Annotated in this window: 21 protein-coding genes and 1 other RNA gene; 15 read left to right on the top strand and 7 right to left on the bottom strand. The window is 65.2% G+C overall.

What is annotated here, in order from left to right:
* The 8 genes from BRAO375_RS20795 to BRAO375_RS20760 form a co-directional block, all read left to right on the top strand.
* On the top strand, positions 1-914 hold a 914-nt coding region (locus tag BRAO375_RS20795), incomplete at its 5' end, for a LysR family transcriptional regulator (protein WP_035641509.1).
* Between the two features lie 123 nt (positions 915-1,037).
* On the top strand, positions 1,038-1,919 hold the full coding sequence (locus BRAO375_RS20790) for a shikimate dehydrogenase (RefSeq protein ID WP_009029414.1): 882 nt from the start codon (positions 1,038-1,040) through the stop codon (positions 1,917-1,919).
* 79 nt (positions 1,920-1,998) lie between these two features.
* Positions 1,999-3,138, top strand: a complete 1,140-nt coding sequence (locus BRAO375_RS20785) for an ABC transporter substrate-binding protein (protein WP_009029413.1) — start codon at positions 1,999-2,001, stop codon at positions 3,136-3,138.
* A 73-nt stretch (positions 3,139-3,211) separates the two neighbouring features.
* Positions 3,212-4,087: a branched-chain amino acid ABC transporter permease gene (locus tag BRAO375_RS20780; protein ID WP_009029412.1), complete on the top strand. Its 876-nt coding sequence runs from the start codon at positions 3,212-3,214 to the stop codon at positions 4,085-4,087.
* Positions 4,084-5,082, top strand: a complete 999-nt coding sequence (locus BRAO375_RS20775) for a branched-chain amino acid ABC transporter permease (RefSeq protein ID WP_009029411.1) — start codon at positions 4,084-4,086, stop codon at positions 5,080-5,082. The genes BRAO375_RS20780 and BRAO375_RS20775 overlap by 4 nt, the downstream gene beginning before the upstream one ends.
* Positions 5,079-5,822 carry an ABC transporter ATP-binding protein gene (locus tag BRAO375_RS20770; protein ID WP_009029410.1) on the top strand — a complete coding sequence of 248 codons (744 nt, stop codon included), beginning with the start codon at positions 5,079-5,081 and terminating at the stop codon, positions 5,820-5,822. The genes BRAO375_RS20775 and BRAO375_RS20770 overlap by 4 nt, the downstream gene beginning before the upstream one ends.
* Before the next feature lie 11 nt (positions 5,823-5,833).
* A complete protein-coding gene (locus BRAO375_RS20765) occupies positions 5,834-6,571 on the top strand; it encodes an ABC transporter ATP-binding protein (protein WP_009029409.1) in 738 nt (245 codons plus the stop codon).
* Positions 6,568-8,439, top strand: a complete 1,872-nt coding sequence (locus BRAO375_RS20760) for a bifunctional sugar phosphate isomerase/epimerase/4-hydroxyphenylpyruvate dioxygenase family protein (protein ID WP_009029408.1) — start codon at positions 6,568-6,570, stop codon at positions 8,437-8,439. The genes BRAO375_RS20765 and BRAO375_RS20760 overlap by 4 nt, the downstream gene beginning before the upstream one ends.
* A 39-nt stretch (positions 8,440-8,478) precedes the next feature.
* Here the strand turns inward: BRAO375_RS20760 and feoB are convergent, their stop codons facing one another.
* The 7 genes from feoB to ssrA form a co-directional block, all read right to left on the bottom strand.
* Positions 8,479-10,356 carry a ferrous iron transport protein B gene (gene feoB / locus BRAO375_RS20755; protein WP_009029407.1) on the bottom strand — a complete coding sequence of 626 codons (1,878 nt, stop codon included), beginning with the start codon at positions 10,354-10,356 and terminating at the stop codon, positions 8,479-8,481.
* A 21-nt stretch (positions 10,357-10,377) separates the two neighbouring features.
* Positions 10,378-10,653 carry a FeoA family protein gene (locus BRAO375_RS20750; RefSeq protein WP_009029406.1) on the bottom strand — a complete coding sequence of 92 codons (276 nt, stop codon included), beginning with the start codon at positions 10,651-10,653 and terminating at the stop codon, positions 10,378-10,380.
* A 107-nt stretch (positions 10,654-10,760) separates the two neighbouring features.
* Entirely contained in the window at positions 10,761-11,057 is a 297-nt protein-coding gene (locus BRAO375_RS20745; protein WP_009029405.1) for a ribbon-helix-helix domain-containing protein, read from the bottom strand.
* Complete coding sequence (locus tag BRAO375_RS20740; protein WP_009029404.1) at positions 11,057-11,242, bottom strand: DUF4169 family protein; 186 nt, start codon at positions 11,240-11,242, stop codon at positions 11,057-11,059. Before BRAO375_RS20740 ends, BRAO375_RS20745 begins: the two co-directional genes overlap by 1 nt.
* 236 nt (positions 11,243-11,478) lie before the next feature.
* The gene (fumC, locus tag BRAO375_RS20735) at positions 11,479-12,903 is read right to left on the bottom strand and encodes a class II fumarate hydratase (protein WP_009029403.1); all 1,425 of its coding nucleotides are present in this window, start codon (positions 12,901-12,903) and stop codon (positions 11,479-11,481) included.
* Between the two features lie 96 nt (positions 12,904-12,999).
* The gene (locus tag BRAO375_RS20730) at positions 13,000-13,542 is read right to left on the bottom strand and encodes an SspB family protein (protein WP_009029402.1); all 543 of its coding nucleotides are present in this window, start codon (positions 13,540-13,542) and stop codon (positions 13,000-13,002) included.
* A 273-nt stretch (positions 13,543-13,815) separates the two neighbouring features.
* Positions 13,816-14,176, bottom strand: a transfer-messenger RNA (tmRNA) gene (ssrA, locus tag BRAO375_RS35860).
* 94 nt (positions 14,177-14,270) lie between these two features.
* On the opposite strand from ssrA, the gene BRAO375_RS20725 reads away from it, so the two are divergent.
* The 7 genes from BRAO375_RS20725 (at position 14,271) to BRAO375_RS20695 (ending at position 20,365) form a co-directional block, all read left to right on the top strand.
* Positions 14,271-14,867 (top strand): chromate transporter, encoded by a 597-nt coding sequence (locus BRAO375_RS20725; protein ID WP_009029401.1) that lies wholly within the window; start codon positions 14,271-14,273, stop codon positions 14,865-14,867.
* Positions 14,864-15,397, top strand: a complete 534-nt coding sequence (locus BRAO375_RS20720) for a chromate transporter (protein WP_009029400.1) — start codon at positions 14,864-14,866, stop codon at positions 15,395-15,397. Before BRAO375_RS20725 ends, BRAO375_RS20720 begins: the two co-directional genes overlap by 4 nt.
* A gap of 98 nt (positions 15,398-15,495) precedes the next feature.
* Complete coding sequence (locus BRAO375_RS20715; protein WP_009029399.1) at positions 15,496-16,275, top strand: tripartite tricarboxylate transporter TctB family protein; 780 nt, start codon at positions 15,496-15,498, stop codon at positions 16,273-16,275.
* Between the two features lie 7 nt (positions 16,276-16,282).
* Positions 16,283-17,797 (top strand): tripartite tricarboxylate transporter permease, encoded by a 1,515-nt coding sequence (locus BRAO375_RS20710; RefSeq protein WP_009029398.1) that lies wholly within the window; start codon positions 16,283-16,285, stop codon positions 17,795-17,797.
* 110 nt (positions 17,798-17,907) lie between these two features.
* A complete protein-coding gene (locus tag BRAO375_RS20705) occupies positions 17,908-18,903 on the top strand; it encodes a tripartite tricarboxylate transporter substrate-binding protein (RefSeq protein ID WP_009029397.1) in 996 nt (331 codons plus the stop codon).
* Positions 18,904-19,081: 178 nt separating this feature from the next.
* Positions 19,082-19,876, top strand: coding sequence for a thymidylate synthase (locus tag BRAO375_RS20700; protein WP_009029396.1), 795 nt, complete (start codon positions 19,082-19,084; stop codon positions 19,874-19,876).
* A 3-nt stretch (positions 19,877-19,879) separates the two neighbouring features.
* Positions 19,880-20,365, top strand: a complete 486-nt coding sequence (locus BRAO375_RS20695; RefSeq protein WP_009029395.1) for a GNAT family N-acetyltransferase — start codon at positions 19,880-19,882, stop codon at positions 20,363-20,365.
* Positions 20,366-20,416 lie beyond the last annotated feature (51 nt).

The raw sequence follows: 20,416 nt of genomic DNA, 5'->3' as shown, positions 1-20,416 counted from the left end.
TCCGCGCGGTCATGGTGACCGGCACCATCAACGGCGCCGCGCGGCTGCTGAAGGTCTCGGCGCCCGGTGTGAGCCGTCTCGTGAAATACACCGAGCGCTCGCTCGGCATCCGCTTCTTCCAGCGTCAGAACGGCCGCTACTTCCCGACCCCGGAAGCGCAGAACATCTTCGAGCAGATCAACAGCGTCTACGAGAAGGTCGACGATCTCAGCTACATCATCTCCAACATCGGCCGCGGCGCGCTGTCCGAGCTGCGCGTCGGCTCGGTACCGAGCATTTCGCAGGTGATGGTGCCGCGCGCGATCGAGCGCGTCCGCCGCCGCTATCCTGATCTCGGCATCGATATCAACATCCTCAAGATCGAGGAGGCGATCGATTACCTGATGCTGGGCAAGGGCGAGTGCGTGGCGATGAGCTACCGGCTCGACCATTCCGGCCTGGAATTTATGCCGCTGGCCTCGGGCGAGCTGTACTGCATCGTTCCGCCCGGCCACGAACTGGCGGGACGCAAGCAGGTGTCGGCCGCCGAGATGACGCGCTATCCGCTGATCGGCATCGATCCGAACGATCCCTACGGTCGGATCATGGCCGAGATCTTCGCGCGCAACAAACTCAGCTACAACATCTCGATCAAGGCGCGCTTCGGCACCACCGTCTGCGCGCTGGTGAAGGCGGGGCTCGGAATTGCCGTGATCGATCAGTTCACGGTGGCGCATGGCGGCTATCCCGGCATCGAGCTGATCAGGATCGCCGAGCCGACGCGGTTCGACACCTACATCGCTGTCAAGCGTGGCACCCCGCTGTCGCTCTATGCCGAGCATTTCATCGATTGTCTGCGGACGGAGATGCGCGCGCTCGAGCCGGGACGGCGCCAAGTGACGAAGCCAGCAAAGGCGGCCGCCAGCAAAAGATAACATGATGTTAGGTTTGGCGGATATTTGGGTAATTGTGTTAGGCCGTGGACGCGCTATCGTCCGTAGCGACATTCATCGCTCGTGCGGCGATCGCGCGAGGCGGCAGCAGAGACTGAACCGAACGTGCCTGATCTTTCCGCGCTCAAAGCCCGCAAATTCCTGACCGGCCTGATCGGTGCGCCGATCGCGCATTCGGCATCTCCCGCCATGCACGAACATGCTGCGGCGGCGCTCGGTTTGCGCTGCCATTACCAGCTGATCGAGGTCGCGGGCGCCGACCGTGCCGGCCTGTCCTCGCTGCTCGAAGGGGTGCGCCGGCTGGGCTTCGCCGGCGTCAACGTGACCTATCCCTACAAGGAAGCCGTGGTCGAGCTGCTGGACGAGCTTGCGCCGAAGGCTGAGGCGATGGGCGCGGTCAATACCGTCGTGGTGCGCGGCGGCCGGCTGATCGGCCACAACACCGATACCACCGGTTTTGAACGTGCGGTGGCGCCGCTGGTCAACCAGACCGGCCGCGGTGTCGTCGCATTGATCGGGGCCGGCGGAGTGGGCAAGGCGATTGCCTTCGCACTTGCGAACCTCGGCGTCGTGGGTCTGCGAATCTTCGACACTGAGCGCGCCCGTGCCGAGAGGCTCGCGCAGCTGCTATCAACCGGAACGAAGGTGACGGTCGTCGACAGCGTCGAAGCGGCGCTGCAAGACGCCGTCGGAGTCGTCAACGGCACGCCAATCGGGATGCTGCCGAACCGCGGTACGCCGGTGCCGGATCATTTGCTGCGCGCCGATCTCTGGGTCGCAGACGCGGTCTATTCGCCGCTTTGGACGCCGCTCTTGAAAGCTGCGAAGGCCAGGGGTGCCCAGGTGCTGCTCGGACGTGAGCTCGCGATCTACCAGGCGGCGGACGCTTTCGAATTGTTCACCGGCCTTGCAGCGTCGACCGAGGCGATGGGCGCGGCCTTCGACAACCACATGGCGGAGAGATACCAGGCGGTTGACGCCGCCTGAGCCGACCGTCAATACGCGGCGGAACAAGTCGTTCAAGCAAGAAACGCAAACAAGCGTTTAAGACAGAGGAGGAAACAACGTGAGATCGATCATCCTGGCTGGCCTGTGCTCGGCCGTGCTGCTGTCCGGAGCCGCCTACGCGCAGTCCGGCGCCCCCATCAAGATCGCCAACGTCGCCGAGCTGTCCGGCGGTGGCGCCACCGTCGGCACCAACTGGAAGAACGGCATCGACCTCGCCGTCGAGGAGATCAACGCCAAGGGCGGCATTCTCGGCCGCAAGATCGAAGTCAGCCACGCTGACTCGCAGTCGAACCCCGGTGTCGCTCGTGCGCAGGTGCAGAAGGCGCTCGACGGCGAGCCCTACGTGCTGCTCGGGCCCGGCTATTCCGGCTCGGTGAAGGTCACGGCGCCGCTGGCGGCCGAGGCCGGCATCACCCAGATCATGGGCGGCGAGGCGGCCGAGCTGACCCAGGCCGGCAACAAATTCCTGTTCCGCACCTCGTTCGGCCAGCAGTCCTCGATGCCGAAGGTCGCCAAGTACATCAACGATGAGCTGAAGGCGAAGTCGGTCGCGGTGGTCTGGGTCAACAACGATTTCGGCCGCGGCGGACGCGACGTCATCACCAAGGAGTTCAACCGTCTCGGCATCAAGGTCGCGGCCGACCTGTCGACCGAAGCCGGCCAGGCGGACTTCGCGGCCGACGTCAGCAAGATCAAGGCGGCGGCACCCGACGCAGTCTTCATCTACGTCAACGAGGAAGAGAGCGCGCGCATCCTGAAGGAGATCAAGCGCCAGGGCGTGACGGTGCCGCTGATCGGCGAGACCACGCTGGTCGGCCAGAAGGTGATCGAGCTCGCCGGCGACGCCGCCAACGGCGCCCGTGGCCACGTTGGTCTGACCACCGACGCCCCGGTCGAAGCCGTCAAGGCGTTCCGCGATCGCTTCGTGAAGAAGTACAACTACGTGCCTGACCATAACGGCCTGAAGGGCTATCTCGCGATCTACATGGTCAAGGCGACCACCGAGAAAATGGGCAAGGTCGACCCCAAGGCGTTTGCCGATACCCTGCACGGCCTGACCATCAAGACCTCGACCGAGCCGAACATCCTGATGGATGTCACCTTCGACCAGAACGGTGACATCGATCGCCAGGGCTTCCTGGTCGAGGTGGTCGAAGGCAAGCAGGTCGTCAAGCAGGTGCTGCCGAAGCTCAACTAACGAGACCGGCCGATCGGCGGCGCTGGATGGGTGATGTCCAGCGCCGCCGTCACCAAGGGTCCCCGGGGAAACCATGTCCAATCTGCTCGACCTGATCGTGGCGGGCCTCGCCACCGGCGCGATCTACGCGCTTGTTGCCGTCGGCTTCACTCTGCTGTGGCAGACCTCGCAGACCATCAACTTCGCCCAGGGCGAGTTCGTGATGCTGCCGGCCTTCCTGATGCTTGCGGTGATGCATGTCGGCGCACCGTTCTGGCTCGCCGTCCTCTTCGGCGTGCTGCTGTCGGCGCTGCTGCTCGGTCTCGCCTTCAAGATGCTTCTGGTCGATCCGATGCTGCGGCATGGCGTGCTGCCGCTGGCGATCGCCACCATGGCGCTGGCGATCGGGATCAAGGAGGCGGTGAAGCAGTTCTTCAGCGCCGAGGCCTCGCCGTTCCCGTCGATCGTGCCGGTCGGCGATGTCTCGATCCTGGGGCGCGCGATTTCGCTGCAGAGCCTCGGCGTCCTCGCCGTCGCCATCTTGGCGGTCGTCGGCCTGACCGCGCTGCTGAACCGCACCTCTCTCGGTCATCAGATGCAGGCCGCGGCGCAGAACCCGACGGTGGCCCGCATCATCGGCGTGCCAGTTGAGCGCATGATCATGCTGACCTTCCTCATCAATGCCGTGCTGGTGGCGCTGGCCTCGCTGCTGATCACGCCGATCTATCTGGCGAAATTCTCGAGCGGCGAAGTTCTTGGACAGGCGGCCTTCATCGCCGCGATCGTGGGCGGCTTCAATCAGGTGCGAGGCGCCATCGCTGGCGGCCTCCTGATCGGCGTCGTCGACAACCTCGCCGCGGCCTATGTCTCGACCCAGTACCGCGCTGCCGTTCCGATGCTGCTGTTGATCATGATGATCCTGTTTCGGCCGCAGGGGCTGCTCGGACGTGCTGAGGAGCGGACGGTATGACCAAGCACAGCAAGCTTCTGCTCGTGGGTTTGGCGGTCGTCGTCATCGCCGGCCTGATCATCATCCCGATGAATTTCAATCGCTACGGCCTGTACATCCTCAGCCAGTGGGCTGTGATGACGATCGCAGCGATGGGGCTCAACCTGACGCTCGGCTATGCCGGGCAGGTGTCGCTGGCGCAGGGCGCGTTCGTCGGCATCGGTGCCTATGGAGCCGCGATCCTCACCACCCATGGGTGGCCGCTGATCGCCGCGCTCGGCCTCGTCATCGTCCTCTGCTTCATCGTCGGCTGGCTGCTCGGCTATCCGGCGCTGCGTGTGCAGCATCACTATCTCGCCTTCGTTACGCTCGCGTTCTCGACGCTGATGTTCCTGGTGTTCCGCAATGAGAGCTGGCTCACCAACGGCATCTACGGCATCAGCAACATCCCGCGCCCCGAGATCCTCGGTTTCCCGACGCGGAAGCCGTTGCCGTTCTACTACCTCTGCCTCGGTTCGCTCGCGCTCGTGACGCTCGCGATGTGGTGGCTGATCCGCTCGCCCTGGGGCCGCGCCTTCATAGCGCTGCGTGAGAATCCGATCCGCGCGCAATCGCTCGGGATCGACACGCGTCGCTACACGTTGATGGCGTTCGCGATCGGCTCGGTGCTCGGCGGCATCGCCGGCGTGCTCTATGCGCCGCTGACGCAATATGTCGATCCCGTCCCATTCAACCTGCAGCTCTCGCTCGATCTCCTGATGATGGTGATCGTCGGAGGGGCCGGCTTCATGATGGGTCCGTTCCTCGGCGCGATGATCGCGGTGCTGCTGCCGGAGTGGCTGCGCGTCGCCGAGGGCTATTACCTGATGCTCTATGCGGTGGCGGTCATCCTGCTGCTGATCTATTCGCCGACTGGCATCCTCGGCATTCTCGACCGCTATCTCAGCTCACGCCGGACTCAGGCGGCATCGGCGCTGCGCGCGGCCGCCCAATCGAAGCTGGAGGCCGCGCAATGACCGCAGTCCTCGATGTTCGCGACGTCAAGAAGAGCTTCGGCGGCATCACCGCCGTCGACGGCGTCAGCTTCGACGTGCAGGAGGGAGAGATCCTTGGCCTGATCGGACCGAATGGCTGCGGCAAGTCGACCCTGTTCAACTGCATTCTTGGCCAACTCGTGCCGAGCGCGGGCGAGGTCAGGGTCGATGGCAAGCTCGTCACCGGGCAGCGGCCGGCGGAGCTCAATCGCCTGGGCGTCAGCCGCACCTTTCAGCTGCTGCAGGTGTTTCCCAAGCTGTCGGTGCGCGACAACCTGATCCTCGCCGGTCAGGAGCATCGCGGCAGCATGTTGTCGCGGCTGTTCGGTCCATCGGACGCCGGCCTCACCACAACCGCCGACCAGATGATCGGCTTCTTCAAGCTGGAGCATCTCGCCAACGAGCCGGCCGGCGGGCTGTCCTACGGCCAGCAGAAGCTGCTCGACGCCGCCATGGCCTTCATGGGCGGCCCGCGCCTGGTGCTGCTCGACGAGCCCGCCGGCGGCGTCAATCCGACCATGCTGGGCGATCTCAAGGATCGTCTGATCGCGATCAACCGCGAGCGCCGCGCCACCTTCGTCGTCATCGAGCACAACATGGAGTTCGTGATGTCGCTGTGCTCGCGGGTGATGGTGATGGCGGAAGGCAAGGTGCTGGCGATCGGCAAGCCCGACGAGATCAGGGCCAATCCGGCCGTGATCGAAGCCTATCTCGGCCACTGAGGGAGACGCTCGTGAGCGACACCATTCTCGACGTCCAGAACCTCGTCGGCGGCTACGGCAAGATGACGATCCTCAACGGCACCACGTTCTCGGTGCCGAAGGGATCGATCACCACCGTGATCGGTCCGAACGGCGCCGGCAAGTCGACCGTGTTCAAGGCGATCTTCGGCCTGCTCAAGCTGCGCGAGGGCAAGGTCGTGTTCAAGGGCCGCGACGTCACGGGCCTCAGCCAGCGTGCGCTGCTCGGCGCCGGCATCTGCTATATCCCGCAGGGCCGCAACATCTTCGGCGAGCTGTCGGTCCGTCACAACATCGAACTCGGTGGCGTCGCAGCGCCGGCCAACATCGATCTGCCGGCACGCGTCGAAGGGGCGCTCGACGTGTTCCCGGTGCTGCGCAAGAAGGCGGATCGGCAGGCCTCGACCTTGTCCGGTGGCGAGCAGAAGCAGCTCGAGATCGCGCGGGGGCTGCTGCTGGAGCCGCAGCTGGTGCTGATCGACGAGCCCTCGATCGGCCTGTCTCCACTGATGGTGCAGCAGACGTTCGACATGCTGAAGCAGCTGCGCGACAAAGGCGTCTCGGTGCTTCTGATCGAGCAGAATGCGCGCTCGGCGCTGGAAATCTCCGACTACGGCATCGTGCTCGAGCTCGGCCGCACCCGGATCGTCGACAAGGCCGACCGTGTGCTCGCCGATCCGCGCATCGGCCAGCTGTTCCTCGGCGGCGCGATGGAGGAGACGGCGGCATGAATCAGCGCTCGATCGCAACGGTCTCCATCTCAGGCGCGCTCGACGAGAAGCTCAAGGCGATCGCCGCCGCCGGCTTCGAGATGGTTGAGATCTTCGAGAACGATCTCGTCGCCTTCGGGATGCGGCCGCGTGAGATCGGGCAGATGTGCCGCGACCTTGGGCTTACGATCTGCGCCTATCAGCCGTTCCGCGATTTCGAGGGCATGCCGGAGCCGCAGCGCGCGCGCAACTTCATCCGGGCCGAGCGCAAGTTCGACCTGATGCAGGAGCTCGGCACCGACCTGCTGCTGATCTGCAGCAGCGTCTCGCCGCTTTCGCTCGGCGGCATCGACCGCGCCGCCGCCGACTTCCACGAACTGGGCGAGCGCGCTGCCAAGCGCGGGCTGCGCGTCGGCTACGAGGCGCTGGCCTGGGGCCGCCACGTGCACGATTATCGCGATGCCTGGGAGATCGTGCGGCGCGCCGATCACAAGGCGATCGGCGTCATCCTCGACAGTTTTCACGCGCTGGCGCCGGCACTGCCGACCAACGCGATCCGCGCCATTCCGGCCGACAAGATCTTCCTGGTGCAGCTCGCCGACGCGCCCAAGCTCGAGCTCGACGTGCTGTCCTGGAGCCGGCACTTCCGCAGTTTTCCGGGGCAGGGCGATCTGCCGGTCGGCGAATTCATGGAGGCGGTCGCCGCGACCGGCTATGCCGGGCCGTTGTCGCTCGAGATCTTCAACGACCAGTTCCGCGCCGGCTCGGCGCCGCGCACTGCGCTCGACGGCATGCGCTCGCTGCTGCTGCTGCAGGATGATCTCGCCGCCAAGATGCCTGCTGTTGCGGAGCCCAGGTTCGAGCCGCGGGTCAAGAGTCATGGCATCGGCTTCGTCGAATTCGCCGTCAGCGAGGATAAGGCGGAGACGCTCGCCACGCTGCTCAGCCAACTCGGCTTCCGAAAGACCGGGCGGCATCGCAGCAAGGCGGTGCAGCGCTGGTCACAGGGCAAGATCGAGCTGGTGATCAATTGCGAGCCGGCGAGCTTCGCGCATTCGCATTACGTCACGCATGGTCCCGGTGTCTGCGCGCTCGCGCTCGACGTCGACAGCGCCGATCGCGCCATGGCGCGGGCGCAATCCTTGAAGACGCGGACGTTCACGCAGCCGGTCGGGCCGGGCGAGCTGGAGATCCCCGCGATCCACGGCGTCGGTGGCAGCCTGCTGTATTTCCTGGATACGCACGGCCGGCACTGGGACGTCGACTTCGAAGCCATCGCGAGCGATGCGGCAACCGACCGGCTCTTGGCGGTCGATCACATCGCGCAATCGATGCCGCACGAGGAGATGCTGTCCTGGCTGCTGTTCTATGCCGGCATCATCGACTTCTCGCGCCTGCCGCAGATGGAGATCGCGGACCCCCGGGGCCTCGTGCAGAGCCAGGCGATCGTCAATGGCGATCGCAGCCTGCGCTTCATCCTCAATGGCTCCACGGCGACGCGGACGCTGTCGTCGCGCTTCATCTCGGAGTTCTTCGGCTCCGGCGTGCAGCACATCGCGTTTGCCTGCGACGACATCTTTGCGGCTGTCGCCGAGATGCGCGCCCGCGGCGCCGGCTTCTTGGACATCCCTGACAATTATTACGACGATCTCGAAGCCAAATACGACCTCGCGCCCGAGACCATCGCGGCGCTCCGCGCCAACGAGATCCTGTACGACCGCGACGGCGATGCCGAGTTCTTCCAGGTCTACACCCACATCTTCGAGGAACGCTTCTTCTTCGAGATCGTGCAACGGCGCAGCTACCAGGGCTTCGGTGCTGTCAATGCCTCGATCCGGCTGGCAGCGCAGGCCCGCGAGGTGCGGCCGGAAACGATGCCGCGGCTCTAGGCAAGGGCGCCTGGTCGTCCGCCGCTGCGGACCGGGGGCTCAGCCCGCGCCCATCGCCACGGCGATATGGTAGGTAGCAAAAGCCGCCGCGTAGGCCAGTGCGAACATGTAGACGAAGGTCACGGCCATCCACTTCCAACTGCCGGTCTCGCGGCGGATGACGGCGAGCGTCGAGGCGCATTGCGGGGCGAAGATGTACCAGGCGAGCAACGCCAGCGCGGTGGCGAGGCTCCATTTGCTCGCGAGCACCTGTCCGATCTGCTCGGCCGCCTCCTTGCCGCCTTCAATGGCGTAGACGGTGCCGAGCGCGGCGACGGCGACCTCGCGGGCCGCCATGCCGGGCACCAGCGCCACGGCGATCTGCCAGTTGAAGCCGACCGGCGAGAGCAGCGGCGCGATCGCCTGGCCGATCATCGCCGCCAGGCTGTAATTGATCGCGGGCTCGGTGGCGGCGGCCGGCGGCTGCGGGAACGAGGCCAGGAACCAGATCAGCACCATCATGGCGAAGATCGTGGTGCCGGCACGCTGCAGGAACATCTTGGCGCGGGTGTAGACGCCGATCGCGATGCTGCGCAGCCGCGGCAGCTTGTAGTCCGGCAGCTCCAGCATGAACGGCGCCGGCTGATAGTCGCGCATCAGGAAAAACTTGACCAGGAACGACACCAGCAGCGCGCTGACGATGCCCGCGGCATAGAGCCCGAACATCACCAGCCCCTGCAGATTGACGAGGCCCCAGACCTTGGTCGGCGGGATGAAGGCCGAGATGATCAGCGTGTACACCGGGATCCGTGCCGAGCAGGTCATCAAGGGCGCGATCAGGATCGTCGTGAGGCGGTCGCGGCGGTTGTCGATCACGCGCGTGGCCATGATGCCGGGAATCGCGCAGGCAAAGCTGGACAGCAGCGGGATGAAGGCGCGGCCATGCAGCCCGGCGCCGCCCATGATGCGGTCCATCAGGAACGCGGCGCGCGCCATGTAGCCGAAATCTTCCAGGAGCAGGATGAACAGAAAGATGATGATGATCTGCGGCAGGAAGACGATCACGCTGCCGACGCCGGAGATCACGCCGTTCTGCAGGAAGCTCTGCAGCAGGCCCTCGGGCAGCTGGTCGTGCACGAGCTGGCCGAGCGCATCGAACGCCGCCGACAGCAGCTGCATCAGGGGTTGCGCCCAGGCGAACACACCCTGGAACATGATGAACAGGATGGCCAGCAGGATGAAAAGGCCGCCCACCGGGTGCAACGCGATGGAATCGATCCGCGCCGTCCAGGTGTCGGGGCGCTCCGGCAGGCTCACGGTCGCGGCGATGATGCGATCGGCTTCGCGCTGGGTAGCACGCAGCTCCGGCACGGTCAGCGGCCGCCAAGTGTTGGCGCGATCGGCGGTGGATGTGGCCGCGTGAGAAAGCAGCTGATCGGTCAGCTGCAGCAGGTCGTCGGTGCCGCCCTTGCGGACGGCGATCGAAGTCACGACCGGCACGCCCAGCGCCTGCGACAGGCTCTCGACGTCCACGGTCACGCCGCGCCGCTTGGCGATGTCGAACATGTTGAGCACGAGCGCCAGCGGCCGCCCGGTGCTCTTGAGCTCGAGCAGCAGGCGGATTGTCAACCTGAGATTGGTCGAGTCGGCAACGCACAACACCAGGTGGGGCAAGACCTCGCCGGTGGCACGTCCCAGCACGAAATCCCGGGTGATCTCCTCATCCGGGCTGCGGCCGCGCAGGGAATAGGTCCCGGGCAGGTCGACCAGCGACACCTGGCGGCCCTGCGGCGTCACGAACGCGCCCTCTTTGCGCTCGACAGTCACGCCAGGATAGTTCGCGACCTTCTGACGGCTTCCCGTCAGCGCGTTGAATAGGGAGGTCTTGCCGCTGTTGGGTGTCCCCACCAGAGCCAGATGCAGCAGAGGGCTTTCCATGGTCGACGCTTCCCGCGCGGCCTATGCCACGATGACGGCCATGGCCTCACGCCGGCGGACCGCGACGGTGATGTTGTCGACACGCACGGCGATCGGGTCGCGCCCGACGATCCCTTCGTGCAGGATCTCGACCCGGGCGCCCTCGACGAAGCCGAGCTCGATGAGCCGGCTTTCCAACTCGACGTCCGGAAGGGACGAACTCGTCCCTTCAGCAGTCAGGTGCTGGATCGTTCCGGTATAGCCACGCCGGGCCAGACCGAGCGGCAGAGGCGGCCGTGTGTCGCAGATTTCGCTCATAGCCTGTATTTTCAATCGCGTGCCAAGAGGTCAAGCGCGGCATGTGCAATGCCGCGGCATCTTAGAGCGATTTTAAACAGACCGGGCCGGCCGCCCTCTGATCTGCCTCAAGGAGCGGCAGCTGAGGCCGTGTGTCGGCTGTCCACCGTGGCCTTCGGCTCGATCCCGGAGGAGGCCGAGGACGCCGCGGCGCGGCTCTTGAAGTGGTCGAGCACGAACAGACGGATCGCCGAGGACAGGTTGCCCTGCTGGCGATTGTTGTCGATCTCTCCGACCAGCTCGGACAGCGTCATGTTCCGGAGACCCGAAATCTCCTTCATGCCGTTCCAGAAGGCCTCTTCGAGGCTGACGCTGGTCTTGTGACCTGCGACCACGATTGAACGTTTTACGACGGGCGACTTCATCACGCGTCCTCGCCATTGATACGATGTTGATCGAGTAATTCGTTCGCGCGCTTGTCGCGTTGTGCGTCAGTTGCGCGTTCGGACTTCGTCCTGCCGTAGCGAGCGCGGTTGCTTTCGGCGACCTTTGCTGCCTGATCGCGCTCAACGCGCTTTCTGAAACGCTTTAGGTTGATGACGTCCCCCATGCTTGCTCCGATCATCTAAGACATCGAACATTGTAGTGAGAGCGTGCGCGTCGCGCAGATGAGCCTAGGCGTTCTCCAGACAATCACGTCATCGCTCCCTGATAGTTCGATAGCCATTCGCGTCGTTGCGAGCTGGTTTTGTATTCACCAAACGCAGCAGAACTTGTAGTCGAGACTATCCTTTAGGGGTTAACAGCGAGAATTGCATCACCCCCCGTAGTACTACGGGACTACCGTCACGATCTTCCGGGTCTGGTCATCTTCTCGGGCTGCACGAGACGGTCGAATTCGTCCTCGGACACGAAGCCGAGCCGCACGGCTTCCTGCTTCAGCGTGGTGCCGCGCTGATGCGCTGTCTTGGCCACCTTGGCGGCGTTGTCGTAGCCGATTTTCGGCGCAAGGGCCGTCACCAGCATCAAAGAACGCTGCATTAGCTCGCGAATCCGCGTCTCGTCGGCCTGAATTCCGATCACGCAATGTTCGCGGAACGAACGTGCGGCGTCACCTAGTAATTGTATGGACTGCATCATGCAATGTGCGAGTAATGGCTTGTAGACGTTCAATTCGAAATGCCCCTGGCTCCCGGCCATGGTGATCGCGGTGTGATTGCCGAACACTTGGCAGCACACCATCGTCAGTGCTTCGCACTGAGTCGGGTTCACCTTGCCCGGCATGATCGACGAGCCAGGCTCGTTCTCAGGCAGAATCAGCTCGCCCAGTCCCGAGCGCGGACCCGATCCGAGGAAGCGGATGTCGTTGGCGATCTTGAACAGCCCGGTGGCCGCGGCGTTCAGCGCGCCATGCGCGAACACATAGGCGTCGTTGGACGCGAGCGCCTCGAATTTGTTGGCTGCGGTGGTGAAGGCGAGGCCGGTGATGTCGGCGACATGCTTGGCGAACAGGGCCGCGAATTGCGGATCCGCATTGAGGCCGGTGCCCACCGCCGTGCCGCCCTGGGCCAGCGGCAGGAGATCGTGCGCGGCGCTCTTGATCCTGGCGATCGCGCTCTCGACCTGTGCCGCGTAGCCGGAGAACTCCTGGCCGAGCGTCAGCGGCGTGGCGTCCTGGGTGTGGGTGCGGCCGATCTTGACGATGTCCGCGAATGCATCCTGCTTGGCGCGCAGCGCCGCTAGCAGCTCCGAGAGCGCCGGCACGAGGTGGGTCGACATCGCCCGCGCCGCCGCGATGTGCATCGCGGTGGGGAAGGAGTCGTTCGACGACTGGCTCATGTTGACGTGATCGTTGGGATGCACGGGCTTCTTGGTCCCGCGCTCGCCGCCGAGCAGCTCGCTGGCGCGATTGGCGATCACCTCGTTGAGGTTCATGTTGGTCTGCGTGCCGGAGCCGGTCTGCCAGACCACGAGCGGAAAATGGTCGTCGAGCTTGCCGTCGATGATCTCCTGGGCCGCCTGGACGATGGCGTCCGCCATGGTCGGTTCGAGCAGCCCGAGCTCGCGATTGGTCTTGGCTGCCGCCAGCTTCACCAGCGCGAGCGCATGCACGATCCCGATGGGCATGCGGTCATGGCCGATGCGGAAGTTCTGCCGGCTGCGTTCGGTCTGGGCGCCCCAATAGCGGTCGGCCGCGACCTCGATCGGGCCGAAGCTGTCGGTCTCCGTTCGCATCGAGCCGGATGATGATGAACTCGCTGATGTCGCCATGACGTTTACCCATGATTGGTCGCGAACCGGCGTGGGCCAGTTCAAGCATGCGTCAATCTATGGGCTCGCCGGCTGTTCCGCGCGCGACGAATGCGCCTACTTCTTGCGGAAGCGGTCCAGGCGGACCACCTCGGCGCCTTCTCCCGGAGGAGGCGGCGGCACGGGCTCGTCGTCGCTGGCCTTCTCACTAGCCTTGGCAGCCGGTGCCGACAGCGGCGTAGCGACGGCGGAAGGAGCGGGAGCAGCCGGCAGTTTCGGTGCGGCCGGCGTTTCCGCGATCGCCTCCGATGGTTCGAACTGCAGCCCGAACTGCACCGAGGGATCGAAGAAGCTCTTGATGGCGTGGAACGGCACCACCAGCCGCTCCGGGATGCCCCCAAACGACAGGCCCACCTCGAAGCGATCCTCGGTCACGACCAGATCCCAGAACTGGTGTTGCAGGATGATCGTCATCTCCTCAGGATATTGCGCGAGCAGGCGCGGCGACAGCTTCACGCCCTCAGCCTTGGACACGAAGGTGATGAAGAAATGATGCTCGCCGGGGAGGCCGTGGGTGGCGGCGTCGGTCAGCACCCGGCGCAGAACCCCGCGCAGCGCGTCGCGCGCCAGCACATCGTATCGAATATGATCGGTCGCCATGATCGGTCCTGTGTCGTGTGGGCCGCGCTCCGCCCGCGTCGGATCGCCGCGCCGTCGCGGCAGCAGCGTTCCCGACTCGTATCCGGCCTATCGTACCCCGCCTTGGCGCGGAGGTCAGCAGCGAAGCCGGCCCGCGGCAACATATGGGAACGGTTAGAAGCCGACGGAAGTCAGGTCAACGGAGGAATGAACGAGGAGGGGATATCACAAAGTTGGGGAGAACGCCGGAGGCCAGCCGTTTGCGCGTCCGAGCACGGCAAGAGAGCAAAGGAAAGTGGAGGCTTCTGTTGCCAGGTGCCTCCGAACCCCGCCTAACGGAGCTTAACCCGTTAGGACTTTAAGGTGGTCTTTCAAACTGCGTTACGCAGCCTGAGCAACCGGAGCAAAGTTGTCGTTGGCAACTATTGCAGTAGCCCGATAACGGCGGAACAATACCGGGAAAAAGCTCGCCCTTTACGCCCTCGTCGATCCTATTTCGCCCCCGCCAAAACCCGTCTCAGTCTTATCGCGGGCTTTGGTGGAGGCGCCGGGTACCGCCCCCGGGTCCGAATGGTTTATTTCGACGGCGATTTATTTCCATAGCCGGCAAGCCGGCACCCCCAATATAGGCGGCCCGCCGGCAGATGCACAGGGCTCAAACGCCACGGACCGCGACAAAAATGTGGGTCGGTGTGGGGAACCGTCCGTCCGCCCTTGGCAGGCGCGATTCCGTCCTCCTAGAGTGCCGCATGTCCTCCGAGATTGCGCCGGCGGCCTCGTCTGCAGCCGATATCGCCAAGATCCCGCCCAGCCTTCGCACGCTCTTCTTCGCATTCGCGAAAATGTCGCTGTCGGGGTTCGGTGGCGTGCTGGTGTTCGCGCGCCGCGCGATCGTCGACGAGCACCGCTGGATGACGGCGGAGGAATTCAACGAGACCTTCGCGCTCTGCCATTTCCTGCCCGGGCCCAACATCGTCAACCTCGCCATGGTGTTCGGGGCGCGCTTGCGTGGGATCGCGGGTGGATTGGCGGCCTTTGCTGGCCTGCTGGTGCCGCCGATGCTGCTGATCACGATGCTCGGAGCCATCTATGGGCGCTTCGGGCAGGCCGATGCGCTGAGGCAAGGGCTCGCGGGCGTGTCCTGCGTGGCTGTCGGGCTGCTGGCGTCGGTCGTCTTCCGCATGCTGACGCCGCTCGCGAAGAAGCGGGACCTGGTGGGCCTGGTCGTCATGGCCGCCGTCTTCGTCGCAATCGGGCTGGCGCGGCTGCCGCTGCAGGAGGTGCTGCTGGTGGCCGTGCCGCTCAGCCTCGCCATCACCTATGCCAGGACACGGTGGGCGCGATGAGCGGGGACGACAATCCGCTCGCGCAGCTGTTCTGGACCTTCGCGCTGATCTCGCTGTTCGCCGTCGGCGGCGCCGTGGCGGCCATTCCCGAATTGCACCGCGTCGCGGTCGATGTGCGGCATTGGATGACCGACAAGCAGTTCGCCGATGTCTTCGCACTGTCCCAATTGTCTCCAGGACCGAATGTCCTGATCGTGACCCTGATCGGCTATTCGGTCGCAGGCGTCGCGGGCGCAGCGGTTGCGACCATCGCGATGTGCGGTCCCACGGCTGTTCTGTCCTACGTCGTCAGCCGCTGGCTCTCGAACGCGCGCGGCGCGCGCTGGCCCGCTTTGGTGCAAGCGGCATTGGTGCCGCTGTCGATCGGCTTGATGGCTGCCAGCGTGTGGATCCTCGGCCTCGCCTCCGATCAGACATGGCGCGCATTCGCGCTCACCGTCATCGCCGCCGTCGTTGCATCCACGACGCGACTGAATCCGCTCTGGCTGTTGGCCGCGGGCGGCTGCCTTGGTTTCGCTGGCCTTCTCTAGGGAAAGCCGCTAGCAAAACAGAAGTGATCCGGTGCGCTCCGGATCGCCGAACGAAAATAGTGCCGGCCAACAAAGGCCGATCGGGGGAGGGCGAGGACATGGCCGAGACCACGGGCCAGTTGTCAGGCGGGACGGCAAGCCTGCCAGGCGCGCGCAGCGTCACGGGCGCAGCGATCATTCTTGTCCTCGCCTTCACGCCGCAGATCATCGAATTGCTGATCGCTCTGGCCGGTCTCGTCGCGCCGCTCTCGAGCCGCGGTCCGCTGCAGGTGGTGGCGGCACATGCGTCGGCCCTGGCGGCTGCGATCCCGACACTGGCGCAGCAATATGCCGCAGGCGGCAAGACCTCGCTCTCGCCGGACGTCCTGATGGCGCTGATCTACACCTATCCCCTGATCGCGGTCGGGGTGTTCACATTCCTGGTGCGTCCGCGGGCGCCGCAGGACTATTTCGGCGGCGTCGTGCTGATGGCGATCGCGCTGTTTGCATTGTGGGCCTCCAGCGATCTGCAGGGCATGCGCGGCTTCTCGTTCGGGGCCGGAACGGCGCCGCGGATATTCGGTCTGCTGCTGCTCGGTCTCGGCGCCGCGGTCGCCGTGATCGGCGCCGTCAGCCCCGGGGCGCAGCTTGCGACCTATCATTGGCGCGGGCCGCTGTTCGTGTCGCTGGCCATCCTCACCTTCGCCGTCTCCATTCGCCCGCTCGGCCTGTTGATCACGGGGCTTGCGAGCTTCCTGATCGCGGCGATCGGCAGTCCGGAGACGCGCTGGCGCGAGGCCCTCATCGTCGGCATCTGCCTCACCGGCGGCTGCGCGCTGCTGTTTCCCTATGTGCTGGGCCTGCCGATGCCGCTGTGGCCGCGCTTTATTCTGCAGTGAGGGCGGAATGGATCTGTTTGCAAATCTCGCCCATGGTTTCGCCGTCGCACTGTCGCCGATCAATCTCTTGATGTGCCTGATCGGCGCGCTTGTCGGCACGCTGGTCGGCGTTCTCCCGGGCATCGGCACCATCGCCACGGTGGCGATGCTGCTGCCGATCACCTTCGGCCTGCAGCCGGTCGGCGCGCTGATCATGCTGGCCGGCATCTATTACGGCGCGCAGTATGGCGGCTCGACCACCTCGATCCTGGTCAACATTCCCGGCGAGGCCACATCGGTCGTCACCGCGCTCGACGGCTTCCAGATGGCCAAGCAGGGCCGTGCCGGCCCGGCGCTGGCGATCGCCGCGATCGGCTCGTTCTTCGCCGGCTGCGTTGCCACCGTGCTGATCGCGATTCTCGGCGCGCCGCTGACCAAGCTCGCGCTGGCGTTCGGCCCGGCGGAGTATTTCTCGCTGATGGTGCTCGGCCTGATCTTCGCGGTGGTGCTGGCCAAAGGCTCCGTGCTGAAGGCGATCGCAATGATCGTGCTCGGCCTCTTGCTGTCGATGGTCGGCTCGGACATCGAGACCGGCGTCTCGCGCATGGCCTTCAACATTCCCGAACTCGCCGACGGCCTCGGCTTCGCCACCGTCGCCATGGGCGTGTTCGGCTTTGCCGAGATCATCCGCAACCTTGACGCCGGCGCGGAGATGGACCGCGATCTCGTGCAGAAGAAGATCACCGGCCTGATGCCGACCAGGAAAGACCTGAGCGATTCGACGCCGGCGATCCTGCGCGGCACTGTGCTCGGCTCAATCCTCGGCATCCTGCCGGGTGGCGGCGCGGTCATCGCGTCGTTCGCGGCCTACACGCTCGAGAAGAAGCTGGCGAAGGATCCGTCGCGCTTCGGCCGCGGCGCGATCGAGGGCGTCGCGGCGCCGGAGAGCGCCAACAACGCGGCGGCGCAGACCTCCTTCATTCCGCTGCTGACGCTCGGCATCCCGCCGAACGCGGTGATGGCGCTGATGGTCGGCGCCATGACCATTCACGGCATCGTGCCGGGCCCGCAGGTGATGCAGAAGCAGCCTGATCTTGTCTGGGGCATGATCGCCTCGATGTGGATCGGAAATCTCATGCTGATCATCATCAACCTGCCGATGGTCGGCATCTGGGTACGGCTGTTGCGGGTGCCATACCGGCTGATGTTCCCGTCGATCGTGATCTTCTGCGCGATCGGCATCTACTCGGTGAACAATGCGCCGGTCGATGTCATCCTGGCGGGCGCGTTCGGACTCGTCGGCTACTGGCTCATCAAGCATGATTTCGAGCCGGCGCCGCTGCTGCTCGGCATGGTGCTCGGGCCGCTGATGGAGGAGAACCTGCGCCGGGCGCTGCTGATCTCGCGCGGCGACTGGTCCGTCTTCCTGACCCGGCCGCTCTCGGCCGTGCTGCTCGCGATCGCCGCCGGGCTGCTGGTGCTGGCGGTATTGCCGACGCTTCGCCGCAAGCGCGACGAGGTGTTCGTCGAGAGCGAGGGGTGACCCTGCGTCGGCGCGCCGCAGCCGCAAGTCGAATCGACCTCGGACAATGCGCTGTGATGTAGCTATCACCAGCGAAGGCTCGCAGCAGAGCGGGCCCGAGGAGGGATCTGATGAGCTGGTGCGTTCGTGCACGTTCGATCGGTTGGCTGGCGGCGATCGCCGGCGTGGTTGCTGGACTGGGCTTGTCGACGGCGCCCGCCAAGGCGCAAAACTACCCGACGCGCAGCATCACGATGATCGTACCGTTCGCTGCGGGCGGTCCGACCGACGTCATCGCGCGCATCGTCACCGCGCACATGGCGCAGACGCTCGGCCAGAGCATCATCATCGAGAACGTGGTCGGCGCCGGCGGCACTACCGCCACCGCGCGCGCGGCCCGCGCCGCCAATGACGGCTACACGCTGATCACCGGCCACATGGGCACCCATGCCGCCGCGGTGCCGCTCTATCCCAAGCTCGCTTATCACCCGGAGCGCGATTTCGAGCCGGTCGCGCTGCTCGCGGGCACACCGATCCTCATCCTGGCGCGCAAGGATTTCGCGCCGAAGGACACCAAGGAGTTCGTCGACTACATCAAGGCCAACAGCGAGAAGGTCAACGGCGCCCATGCCGGCGTCGGCTCGGTCTCGCATGTCTCGTGCGAACTCCTGAACTCGATCCTCGACGTCAAGCCGGTCGGCGTGCCCTTTAACGGCACGGGGCCGGCGATGAACGCGCTGGTCGCCGGTCAGGTCGACTACATGTGCGACCAGATCGTCAACGCCGTGCCACAGATCAACGCCGGCACCATCAAGGCCTATGCGATCGCGACGCCCGAGCGCAATCCAGCGCTGCCGAACGTCCCGACCACCACGGAGGCGGGCTTGCCGAAGTTCCAGGCCCAGGCTTGGAACGCGATCTTCGCGCCCAAGGGCACGCCGGCTCCGATCCTGGCCAAGTTGAATGCTGCTGCCGCCAAGGCGCTCGACGATGAGGGCGTCCGCAAGCGCCTGCTCGAGCTCGGCAGCGTCATCCCGGCTCAGGCGGACCGGACGCCGGAGGCGCTGGCGACGCTCGTAAAGAGCGAGATCGCCAAATGGAGCGCCGTGCTGAAGCCGGCCAGCTAGCCGAGGCAACCACCCCCGGAGTGGAAGGCAGGGCGAAACGTGGTTCCGCCCTTGTCATTTGGCGCGGCGATCGACACTTTTCCGGGTATAATTGCCCGGACGGACCGACTCGCGCTAGGGCGAGGCGGTCCCCGCCGCTACATTCGCCGCCTTCTGCGAGGGGCCGCCGGCACGAACCATGCACCAATATCACGACCTGCTCGAACGCATTCTGTCCGATGGCGCGGAGAAGCACGACCGCACCGGCACCGGCACCTTGTCCGTGTTCGGCCATCAGATGCGCTTCAATCTCGCCGCCGGCTTTCCAATGGTCACCACCAAGCGGCTGCCGCTGAAGGCGATCGTCCACGAGCTGTTGTGGTTCCTGAGGGGCGACACCAACATCAAGTATCTGCACGACCACGGCGTCACCATCTGGGACGAGTGGGCCGATGCCAATGGCGAACTCGGGCCTGTCTATGGCTACCAGTGGCGCTCCTGGCCGACTCCCGATGGCGGCCAGATCGACCAGATCAGCAACGTCGTCGACATGATCAGGCGCAATCCCGACTCGCGCCGGCTGATCGTCACCGCCTGGAATCCGGCCGACGTCGAGAAGATGGCGCTGCCGCCGTGCCACTGTCTGTTCCAGTTCTACGTGGCGAACGCCAAGCTGTCGTGCCAGCTCTACCAGCGCTCGGCCGACGTCTTTCTCGGCGTGCCCTTCAACATCGCCTCCTATGCGCTGCTGACGATGATGGTGGCGCAGGTGACCGGGCTGAAGCTCGGCGAGTTCGTGCACTCGTTCGGCGACGTGCATCTCTATTCCAACCACATCGAGCAGGCCCGCCTGCAGCTGACCCGCACGCCTCGGCCGCTGCCGACCATGACGCTCAATCCCGACGTCAAGGACATCTTCGCCTTCCGCTACGAGGACTTCGCGCTCGCCGGCTATGATCCGCATCCGCACATCAAGGCGGAGGTCGCGGTCTAGCGCATGCCGGTCACGATCCGCAGCGCCAGGCCTGCCGACATCGGCGTCGTGTTCGCGTTGATCCGCGAGCTCGCCGACTACGAGAAGCTCTCGCACGAGGTGGTCGCCTCCGAGGCCGACATCGCCGCGGCGCTGTTCTGTGATCACCCGACGCTGCTCTGCGACCTCGCCGAATGGAACGGCGCCGTCGCGGGCTTTGCGGTCTGGTTCGTCAACTTTTCGACCTTCGCCGGCAAGCCCGGCATCTATCTCGAGGATCTGTTCGTCCGGCCGGTGTTCCGCCGCAACGGCATCGGCCAGGCGCTGCTCGGCCATCTCGCCCGCACCTGCGTCGAAAAGGGTTGGGCGCGGCTGCAATGGTCGGTGCTCGACTGGAATGCACCGTCGATCACCTTCTACAAGTCGCTCGGCGCCGAGCTGATGGAGGAATGGACCGTGTGCAAGGTCACGGGGCCTGCGCTGACGCAGCTCGCTGGGAGAGCGCCATGATCGAGATCGTGCAGATCGTCGCGATGGCCGAGAACCGCGTGATCGGCGCCG

The organism is Bradyrhizobium sp. ORS 375 (assembly GCF_000239775.1).
GTDB lineage: Bacteria > Pseudomonadota > Alphaproteobacteria > Rhizobiales > Xanthobacteraceae > Bradyrhizobium.
The sequence above is the reverse complement of the archived record's forward strand: the minus strand, read 5'-3'. Positions and strand labels throughout refer to the sequence as shown.